This window comes from uncultured Methanobrevibacter sp. (genome assembly GCF_900314695.1).
GTDB lineage: Archaea > Methanobacteriota > Methanobacteria > Methanobacteriales > Methanobacteriaceae > Methanocatella.
Map to the genome: position 1 here is coordinate 31,584 of NZ_OMWD01000020.1, position 10,673 is coordinate 42,256.

Consider the following 10,673-nt stretch of genomic DNA (forward strand, 5'->3'; position numbering starts at 1 on the left):
ATCATGAATGATTAATTGAAGTTATCCCCAATTAATTTCTAATTGTCTTTTAATGAAACCAATATTTTCCAAATTAATGTTTTGAACATTACTATTTTAAATAAGTAATTAATCAACCATCCCCCTCAATTTTAACATTACAAAAACATTTTTATATTCATCAAAAACAAAATTTTTAAACATAAAGGAGATAAAAAAAAAAACATGAAATACAAAAGCATAATATTGATTCTTTCTATTTTTATCCTAATCAGCATTGCCAGTGTAAGCGCTGGTGAAGTTGACGATAAAGTAATGATGAGTGATTAAAATCCAGAAATAGAATCAACATCTATAGAAAAGGATTTGAAAACAACGGATGACAATCAAGTACTAAGCAAAACAAATAATGATGAAATACAAAGTGTAAAAGATAATGAAATTACAGGTGCCGATGTTGATCCAAATACAAACGCTACATTCGATGATTTGAAAAAAGAGATTGGTGAAGGAGGAAATATCACACTGAAACATAAATTCTATAATTACAATGGCACAGGTCAAGAACTAGAGTTTATTAATCTAGGTGTTCCTAATAGTGTTATTGATGGTAACGGTACTGTTATTGATATGAATGGATTAGATACTCAGGTATTCCACATAGAAAGTAACAATATAACCGTTAAAAATCTGACTATTAAAAATGCATGCCGTGATACAGAGGGTCTTGCTTTTTATGTTAATGGCAACGATGCTAAAATTTTAGATTGTAATTTTATTGATAACAATGGACAATTGAAGGGTCTAATTTACTTTGAAGAGAATATCAATGGCGCTGTGACAAATTGTACTTTTATCAATAACAAAGGAGACCAATATAGCTGGGGTGGTGCTATTTACAATACAAATGGTAATGTTGCTGTGACAAATTGTTATTTTAGCGGCAATTCTGCTGGGGAAGGTTCTGATATCTATTCAGAAGCCTATCCCGTTACTGCAGACACATGTATCTTCACAGATACTGGCACAACTTACAATGTGCAGATTGTTCCTCCCGCATTGAATGTGGATGATTTCGAAGCACTCAATAATTCCGGTGAAAAATTAACATTTGACTTAAAAACAAACAGCAGCATGCCTGTCGACAATGGAAATATCTCAATAAGCGTATATGATGAAAACAATGACAGCTTAATTGGAGAATACAGCTGTTTAAGCAGTGAAGGATGGGTAGTGAATTTGCCGGTCGGCTCCTATTACGCTATTTTCAATACTGAATATGCTGGATTTGAATCAATCAACAGAACCATAACAGTAATTCCAAACACAGAATACTATATTAATGTAACTCCGGTGACAACCAGCAACAAGACTGTCACAATCTCTGCAAAATCCAATATCCCTACTGACCTCATTGGGGGCAGATTAGTGTTTATCCTGCCAAACGGTGAGGAAATCAACGGAACATACGATTCCAACGGAACCTGGATGATCATGCACACATTTGATAAATACGGAACTTACGAAATCAATGCAACATATACTAATTTTAAAATAATGACTGTCAACAGCGCAACCATAACAATTAGAAAAACCAATTCAACTATTCATCTTGATGATATTATTTTAGATTATCCTGAATCTGAAACCGTTACTGTAGCAACTGAAGGCGCAACAAGCATCACCGATAAGATTGACGATAAATCTGTTAGTGTTGTTGATAATTTTACAATTCAAATTTCAGATTTGGATGCCGGCAACTACACTTTAGCAGTGACAACAATACCTGATGAAACCCACCTCTCCGTAACTAAAACAGTGACAATTACTGTTAATAAGGCATCAGTGAAAATTGTTGCAAGTGATTTGGAACTAAACTTAGATGACAAATCCAAAGTCAGTTATGCATTGGAACCTGAAGAAGCTACTGGACGAATTTATTTTATAAGCGATAACCCAGAGGTTGCCAATGTCGCATCTGACGGAAACATCACTGCACTTTCAGCAGGCACAGCAAACATTACAATCACATTCGAAGGGAATATAAACTACGAAAAAACCACCAAAACCATAAAAATCAAAGTGAACAAGGCCAATTCAACCTTAATCATCCCATCACAAGAATTGGAATACAAGCCTTCCTTAAACATCACCGTAGATGCAACAGGCGCTACCGGAATTATCGCAAAAATCGATGGCAAAGACGCTAAAACTGATGGATTTACAATAGAAATTCCAGTGGATGCTGGAATCTACACCTTAAACGTGACAACAATACCAGATAAAAACCATAACCCAGTAACTAAAACAGCCAACATTACTATCAATAAGTAGATACTAACATTGGTGCAAATGATTTGGAACTGGCATTTGGAGATAAAACCAAACTCGTTTATGTATTGATGCCCGAATACGCTGAAGGAAACATAACCTTTTCAAGCAACAATCCAAGCGTTGCCAATGTCACTACCCTTGGCGAAGTCACTGCACTTTCAATCGGTACAGCAAACATTACAATCACATTCAAAGGAAATAAAAACTACGAAAAAACCACCAAAACCATAAAAATCAAAGTGAACAAGGCCAATTCAATCGTAAACATCGGATCATCAGTATTGGATTATGGAAATTCCCTAAACATCACTGCAGATACAACAGGAGCCAAAGGAATTACCGCAAAACTAGATGGTAAAGATGCAAAAGTTAACGGATACACAATAGAAATTCCGGTATTGAATGCAGGCAGCCACACTTTAACAGTAACAACAATACCTGAGGAAAACTACAATGCAGTCACCGAAAACGCTACAATAACTGTCAGGAAACTAAATTCAACATTAACAGTCAATAACGTTACATTTGATTACAACTCTATCGGATCCACAACAGTAACATTTACAGGAGCTACAGGAGTTAATGCAATAGTGGTAAACCAATACCAAGCTAACGTAACTGTCAACGGCACCAACATAACAGTATCCCATTTGAATGCAGGCAAATACACATTGCAAGTTACCACAATTGCTGAGGAAAATTACAATCCAGTTACAAAAACAGCCAGCATTACTGTCAACAAGCTCAAAACAACTTTAAGTGGAAAATCTATTGCCACAGTATACAATGTAAACAAAAACCTTGTCATTACATTAAAAGACTCCAAAGGCAATGCACTAAATGGCGTTAATATAACAGTCCAGCTGAAAGATGCAAAAACATACACTACTAAAAACGGTCAAATAAAAGTGTCTACAAAAGGATTGGCTCCTAATGCCTACACTGCAAAAATAACATTCAAAGGCAACACCAACTATGAAAAAACATCCAAGAATACTGTTAAAGTCACAGTCAAAAAGGCAACACCAAAAATAACCGCCAAAAAGAAAACATTCAAACGAACAGTCAAAACCAAAAAATACAGCATTACTTTAAAAACCAACCAAAACAAGGTTATGAAAGGTGTTAAAGTTACACTTAAAGTCAACAAGAAAACCTACTCTGCAAAAACCAACTCCAAAGGTAAAGCAACATTCAAAATTACCAAGTTGACTAAAAAAGGCAAGTTCAATGCAGCAATTACCTACAAAGGCAACAAATACTACAAAAAAGTAACCAAGAAAACTAAAATAACTATTAAGTAGATGCAGCCGCATCTACACCGTTTTTTATTTTTTCTGAATTAAATCATTACTTTTAATCCAAATTAGCTATTTTTTCCGTTTCACAAGTACATGAAACAATATTGGATTTTAAAAACTTTAGATAATCAACACATTATCGGCTATTTTTTCTGCCTTTTTGGTGATTTTTGAAATATCTGCACCTGGAAATGCATCAATTATGCACAAATCTGCCTTATCGATTTTTAAATCCTCAAAAGATTCATTGAAAATTTCAAAATTATCAGCGATTTCATTTATTTGCAAATTGACTTTCAGCTGATCAATCATTTCCGGATTGATGTCATTAAATATTACCTTTTCAAAGCCATATTTCAGCAAATAGATTCCCAATGCTCCCAAACCGCACATCGCATCAATAGCCACACCTTTTTTAATTCCATTATTATTCAAATAGTTATGTAGCTGAACCAGCTTTTGCTCGGTGGTGACGGCCACTTCAATATGGTGTCTGGACTGGTTTTTAACAATGATTATCTTTTCATCAAGCAGTGTTCTCATGACATTTATCTGGGTATCGTCCCCGTCAAGAATTTCAAAATGATTAATCTGTGAACCTTTATCAAACATTCCAACGGTATTTTGAGGACTCCCCTTTAAAACACATGCCACTTCAGAAACTTCCCCCATCAATCTTGATGTTACTTCATCATTGAAATCAGGATGGAGCAGTATCAAACTGTTTTTATTGAGAAATTGCGGATTCAGACTGCTGTAGTAGAAATTGGACAGCGGTACCGGTGAGTTGCGCCTTAGAGTAGCAGTTTCGGGAACTATATCCTCCTCCACCATTATTTTTAAAATATGTGCCATCACAACATCAATCGGTCTTTTTCCACAGGAACATCTCTTAAAGTCATCATCGAGACTTTCAAAGTCATCATAGTCACAAATCGGTGAAAATTTTTTTATCTGAATATCCCTGCATTCCCCACATTCATGAAGGGCATTAATTTTCTCATCCAAATCTTTCTTGTCAAACATGATTGCACCCACAATTGAATTATATTTAAAGTATTGTTTTAAGTCAGTAATTATGATTTGCAAAGTAATAAAAGTTTATTAATTAGTAATACTAATTTTAAGAATATAGAAAAAAGACTCAGCAGGTTTTAAAAATGGAAACAAAAGAAAATTTAAGCAAAAATACAGTTATGCCCCAATATGACGTTTTAAAACAAAATTACACAACTGAAGAAAAAATTCTTTTAGATGAAATTCGTGAAAATTTAGTGGATTTAGCTATATCATCCGGTGAAAATTTTCAGCCAAACAAAGACAAACTGTTAAATGACATCAAAGTATTTTTATTTAATAGATTCTCCGGAGAAAATCAAAATAAAAGAATCCCAAATGAATATTTAGACAACTTATCCCGCAAGCTACTCAGGGATATAATTGGATATGGTAAAATCGACTCATTGATTCAGGATGATGAGCTTGAAGAAATCATGATAATCGGCATAAATAAACCAGTTTACGTTTATCACAGAAAACATGGAATGATGAAAACAAACATCCGTTATGATGACGAGCAGGAGCTAACCGATTTAATAGATTCAATGGCAAGGCAAATCAACAGACGAATCGATAAGGAATCACCAATTCTGGATGGAAGACTAAGCGACGGATCAAGAATCAATGCGACAATTCCCCCAGTATCCGCAGATGGGCCATCACTTACAATCCGTAAATTTAAAAAAGACCCACTGACCATCATCGATTTGATAAATTCAAAAACACTGTCATTGGAACTGGCCGCATTTTTATGGTTGTGTTTTGACGGACTCGGAGTCAGGTCAGCCAATGCTATAATATCAGGAGGAACAAGTTCCGGAAAAACAACAACATTAAACGCATTGGCATCATTCATCAATCCAAAAGAAAGAATAATAACCATAGAAGATACACTGGAACTTCAAATACCCCATGAACATGTTATCAGAATGGAAACCCGACCTTCAAATGTTGAAAACAAAGGAGAATTGACCATGAATGATCTGGTAAAAAATTCCCTAAGGCAGCGTCCTGACAGAATAATCGTTGGAGAGGTGAGAGCTGAAGAGGCAATCACATTATTTACCGCATTAAACACAGGCCATTCAGGATTTGGAACACTCCATTCAAATAGTGCACGGGAAACAATTACAAGATTGACAACAAATCCAATGTCCGTTCCAAAGATAATGATTCAGGCAATTGATTTCATTATAATGCAAAAAAGAATATACACACCATCAGGAGTTTCATACAGAAGAATCAGTGAAGTTGCAGAAGTAGTTGGCTCAGAAGAGGGAGTAATCCAATTGAATAAAATTTTTGAATGGAATCCTGAAACCGACAGCATTGAAAACGTGAGCATTTCAAGCAAAACATTGACCCAAATTGCAAACTTAAGTGGAAAATCACTGTATGAAATTAATAAGGAGATTGAAAATAGAGAGTTATTGCTTAAACATATGGCAAATCAAAACATTCATCGTGAAAATGAAGTCAATACCATTTTAGAGATGTATTATGCAAATCCTCAAAAAGTTCTAAACAGAATCCTTTTAAACGGGTGATATTATTTTTAAAAAATTCTTTATTGCTCTGGGAGGAATGTTCCTGTTTGTGGTGAACTCCATAAAAGGCATTTCTCTAAAAGATATCAAAATTAAAAAAGAGAATAATTCCAAACTGGATTTAAAAATGTTTTCCAGAATAAATTTTGAAAGCGAAAATGAAAATCCAAAAAAGAATGAAGATAAAATCTACATAATCAGAAATAAACTGGTCAAATACTTCCTTAACAAAAAAACCATAATTCTTCTGATTGCAGTTTTATTTTTGATAACCTATCTCACCAGTTTTGAAATTGGAGGCATTTATTTAATCCTAATCACAATGACTTACACATTCCTGATTTATTATCCTCAGATTAAAGAAAAAAACAGCTATTCAGATTTGAATCAGGAACTTCCCTATGCATTGAGACATATGAGCATAGAACTGAAGTCGGGAAAGGGATTGCATGATACCATGCTGACAATTAAAAATTCAAATTACGGATCTCTGTCAAAGGAATTTACACGGGTTCTGGAAGAGATAAAGTTCGGAAAACAAACTGAAGAGTCCTTGCAGGAGATGTCACATAGGGTCAACTCAGAGGGCTTAAGCAGAACCATCCATCAAATAATCGGCACATTGCGAGTTGGAGGCAATCTGGCAAACAGCCTGGACATCATTGCAAAAGACATTTCCTTTGAAACCCAAATAAAGCTAAAGGAATATTCTCAAAAATTGAACTCATTTATTCTGATTTACACATTCATAGCAATTTTAGCACCTGTCATCATTTTGATAATGCTTATGGCTGGATCAACGGTAATGGGAGATGTGATTTCTGGAAATCTATTAATATTAATCTATTCATTATTTTTCCCACTAGTGATTATGTTAATGGGAATTTTCATCAAAAAATTAGAGCCTAAAATTTAAAAAAATCCTATAAAAAAAGAGATAATATTGGTGTTTATTTTTTTTGAGGAGATTGTAAACACCAACGACTTTTTGGAAAATTTTTGGCAGAAGAATTTTCCATTTATATTAAATTAGAAAATTGTGAAAACTAATTTAATATTTTATATATTTTGGAGATTGCATATTATTTGACTGATTATATAAATAATATGTTTTGAGAGTAATGTTTTAATACGCCTAAAATTTAGGAGTACCTAAATTCACATCACTATGTATAACATAGTAAATGATAGTATATAAATGTTTCGGTATTTTTTAGGTTAACCTAAAAATATGGAACATATTATATGTCACGTGTTATAATATATCACGTGTTATATAACAGGTAGTATAAACTAATATATAAATATTTTGATTAACCAAAAAAAATTAAAAAAAGTTAGAGATTGAATCCCTAACGTTTGACAGTTAAAGTTGTTTTGACTGTGTTTTTAATGTAGGTGAATTTTATAGCGTATTTTTTACCTGCACTAAGTTTATTTATGATATTTTTCTTAATGATGAATCGAGCGATTCCTTTTTTATTGGTTTTTTTAGTGATTTTTATACCATTAAGATTCAATGTTATCTTTTTGCCGCTGACTGCTTTTTTACCGTTCTTGAGAGTTGCTTTGACAGTGAGCTTTTTAGAAGACTTTTTAACAGAATATTTTTTGGTTTTAAGATTTTGTTTTACATTAATGGTCTTTTTGATATTCTCACCTTTGTAAGTTGCAGTTAATTTATGTGAACCCGGTTTTATAGTATTAGGTATTTTAAAAGCAATTACGCCTTTGGCATTGGTTTTGACCTTGTATGTTTTTTGTTGATCTTAATGGTCACTACCTTATTTTTACCAACAGGTTTGACATTGTCCCCCAGTATTGTAGCTTTAAACTTGGATCCGTCAAAGTAATACATTACAACATTTTTCTCACCTGAAAATCTTGAACAAATCACGATTTTAGTGGTTCTGCTCTCACATGTCTTTGGATTTTTAACAGTGATTTTTTGTGCCTTGGTCAATTTTGTGAATTTAAGAGTTATGTATCCTGAATCATCAGTTTTGTAATTCTTAGATTTTCCATTGATAGAAACGGCAACCTTAGCCTTTTTTACAGGCTTTCCGGCAGAATCCACTATCCTAAGTTTATAATTGCAATTAGCATTATAAGTCCTTTTGACATTGGAAGAGACAACAGTGTTTTTTATTATAATGTAATTGACGATTGAAGTTCCATTGTAAGTTGTTGTGATGCTGTACTTTCCAGGATTGCTGTTGATATTAAGTTTAGCCAATCCATTTTCATCAGCAATGACTGTGGACTTTTTACCATTGAATTCAAAAACAACCTCTTCACCGACACCGACTTTCGCAACAAATGGAGTATCATTCCTATAGTATTTCACCAAATTTTCAGTAATATTCAAATCGGAAACAGTGTAAGCTTTTAAAATAGCTACACTCTTAATACTTGCTAAATCAATCCAGGTCTTACCATCCTTACTTACAAAAGAAGTGCCTTTTTGAGTATGGATTCTGAGATCATAGAGAAGAGATGCCTTATTTTTGAAGGTTATTTGGAAAACATCTCCTTTTTTGATTTGAACATATTTGTTTAATTTGATTGTGGAATATCCTCCAAATTCACTAATACCATTTTGAGAATAAACATCAACATCATTTACAGATATTGTAAATCCATAATTCCTGCCCGTTTTATCAAAATATGTTCCAACTGCTGCAATCAATTCATCTTCATCAGCTGTGAACACATTATAGTAATAATTATAACCATTCACCAACTTTATCTCACCACCAACATCGACTTGATAAATCCTATTATAGGAATCGTTATTAATTATATATCCAACACTTTCAATACATGTAGCAAATGACGTATCATAATAGGAAACATAGAAATATCCTCCATCACCCCAATCGGAGCCCCAACTATTTTTAACAATCCATGCACCATCGCCAGGAGCAGGTTTTAAGAAATTATTTCTGGAATAAGTATCATCCCACCCTACAACACAAACTCTATGATCTGATGTTGGCTTACCATAATAATACTGTGCTGAACTTGATTTATTGAAATAAGTAGTTTTATTAAAATCAGCATTGTGACTGACTGCCAAAGCACCATATTTAAGCAACGCATTTTTAATCAAATCATTGTCCAGAGAATTCTTTCTTTCAGGAACAACAACCACATTTTGAATGTGAATGTCCTCGGGAGTGATAAGCAATGGAGAAATTTTACCAAGTTCATCATAGCTGTCATATTCACTAGGGAAAATTCCCATCCAATCAATCAAATAAGCAATAGGAGCAAAAGGAGTTCCACCTTCATCCATATCCAACTGTCCGTATTTTGAATATTGAAGCATTGAATTTTGAACATTGTTTTCAGACAATGAATATGTTACATTTGCATACCTCATTAATGCAGACTCCAATGCTGCCAGATTACCAAATACCCAACATGCACCCACAAATCCTTGGTTTTTAACGGGTGAAACCCAACCATATTCTCTCAAATCAAATTTTTCAGGTAACGGACCAACAATAGTATTGTTATATATCATAAACGGATTGGCAGTATTTTCAAAGTTATAAAAATAATCAGTATTGCCGAACGACCATTTATCCCCATTGAAAGTATTTCCTTCATCACTTACTTTTCCATATACAGTATATATGCTTGTAACATTAGAAGGATTTTTAAAGTAGTTATTTTTCAAAGTCAAATTAGAATCGTATGCATAAACTGTAGATACATTAAAAGCAAGATTATCCTCAAATGTGCTTTGTCTGATAATTACTGTCCCCATATCAAAGTATCCGGCACCCCCATAAGATATCTCATTAGATGCCAGATTAGATTTGAATGATGAATTTGAAATATCCACACTAGTAAAACTGGTATATATTGCACCACCATCATATTCAACGGAATTTTCAACAAAATCTGAGTTTTTAATGGCTAAAGTTCCACCTAATTGAAGAATAGCACCACCAAATTCAGAAGTACAGTCATTGAATTTGCTATTTCTAACAATGACATAACTTTCTTCATCATTCACATCTGCAAAAATAGCACCACCATTCTTTTCACTGGAAACATTATAAAATTCACAGCCAGATATTGTTAACTTAAAGATTGCATTAACACCAATTGCACCTGCAGTTTTATTGGCAAAGAGGTTTCTAAATTTAGAGTTTGAAATTGAAATGCTTCCCTTGTCTGTAGCAAATATTGCAGTTGCATATTTAGAAGTAGTGTTTAAAAAATTAGAGTTCAAAACATTTAAATTTGAATTTGATGATTGAACCACCCCATCCTATAGAGGATGGGGATTCCTGAATTATTTTCACTTAATAATGGTTAATTTAAGTATTTTATCAGGCTAATCCCCGTTGAACCAGCGGTTTAGAATATTAATTGCTGCGTTTGTGTCCCTATCAAGTATTTTTTCGCATTTTTGACATTTCCAGTTGCGTGTTTTGAC

At 33.5% G+C, this 10,673-nt stretch carries 8 protein-coding genes; 4 read left to right on the top strand and 4 right to left on the bottom strand.

Annotated elements, in window-relative coordinates:
• The first annotated feature begins 345 nt into the window (after positions 1 to 345).
• Together QZN45_RS07720 and QZN45_RS07725 are read left to right on the top strand one after the other, a co-directional pair.
• Positions 346 to 2,313 carry an Ig-like domain-containing protein gene (locus tag QZN45_RS07720; RefSeq protein WP_296812275.1) on the top strand — a complete coding sequence of 656 codons (1,968 nt, stop codon included), beginning with the start codon at positions 346 to 348 and terminating at the stop codon, positions 2,311 to 2,313.
• Positions 2,314 to 2,336: 23 nt separating this feature from the next.
• Positions 2,337 to 3,617 carry an Ig-like domain-containing protein gene (locus tag QZN45_RS07725; protein ID WP_296812277.1) on the top strand — a complete coding sequence of 427 codons (1,281 nt, stop codon included), beginning with the start codon at positions 2,337 to 2,339 and terminating at the stop codon, positions 3,615 to 3,617.
• A gap of 117 nt (positions 3,618 to 3,734) precedes the next feature.
• On the opposite strand, the gene QZN45_RS07730 is transcribed toward QZN45_RS07725, so the two are convergent.
• A complete protein-coding gene (locus tag QZN45_RS07730) occupies positions 3,735 to 4,640 on the bottom strand; it encodes an SAM-dependent methyltransferase (RefSeq protein WP_296812279.1) in 906 nt (301 codons plus the stop codon).
• A 134-nt stretch (positions 4,641 to 4,774) separates the two neighbouring features.
• On the opposite strand from QZN45_RS07730, the gene QZN45_RS07735 reads away from it, so the two are divergent.
• Positions 4,775 to 6,220, top strand: a complete 1,446-nt coding sequence (locus tag QZN45_RS07735) for a CpaF family protein (RefSeq protein WP_292609246.1) — start codon at positions 4,775 to 4,777, stop codon at positions 6,218 to 6,220.
• Between the two features lie 37 nt (positions 6,221 to 6,257).
• A complete protein-coding gene (locus QZN45_RS07740; RefSeq protein ID WP_296812280.1) occupies positions 6,258 to 7,136 on the top strand; it encodes a type II secretion system F family protein in 879 nt (292 codons plus the stop codon).
• A 436-nt stretch (positions 7,137 to 7,572) separates the two neighbouring features.
• On the opposite strand, the gene QZN45_RS07745 is transcribed toward QZN45_RS07740, so the two are convergent.
• The 3 genes from QZN45_RS07745 to QZN45_RS11095 all read right to left on the bottom strand — a co-directional run.
• Entirely contained in the window at positions 7,573 to 7,740 is a 168-nt protein-coding gene (locus QZN45_RS07745) for a hypothetical protein (RefSeq protein ID WP_296812282.1), read from the bottom strand.
• Positions 7,741 to 7,943: 203 nt separating this feature from the next.
• The gene (locus QZN45_RS07750) at positions 7,944 to 10,466 is read right to left on the bottom strand and encodes a C1 family peptidase (protein ID WP_296812284.1); all 2,523 of its coding nucleotides are present in this window, start codon (positions 10,464 to 10,466) and stop codon (positions 7,944 to 7,946) included.
• 105 nt (positions 10,467 to 10,571) lie between these two features.
• A partial coding sequence (locus QZN45_RS11095; protein ID WP_367241215.1) for a zinc ribbon domain-containing protein occupies positions 10,572 to 10,673 on the bottom strand: 102 nt, incomplete at its 5' end.

Bases quoted from the DNA above. Each gene is read 5' to 3' on its own strand.
- QZN45_RS07730 (WP_296812279.1), bottom strand. From the start codon at position 4,640: ATGTTTGACAAGAAAGATTTGGATGAGAAAATTAATGCCCTTCATGAA.
- QZN45_RS07740 (WP_296812280.1), top strand. From the start codon at position 6,258: ATGTTCCTGTTTGTGGTGAACTCCATAAAAGGCATTTCTCTAAAAGAT.
- QZN45_RS07735 (WP_292609246.1), top strand. From the start codon at position 4,775: ATGGAAACAAAAGAAAATTTAAGCAAAAATACAGTTATGCCCCAATAT.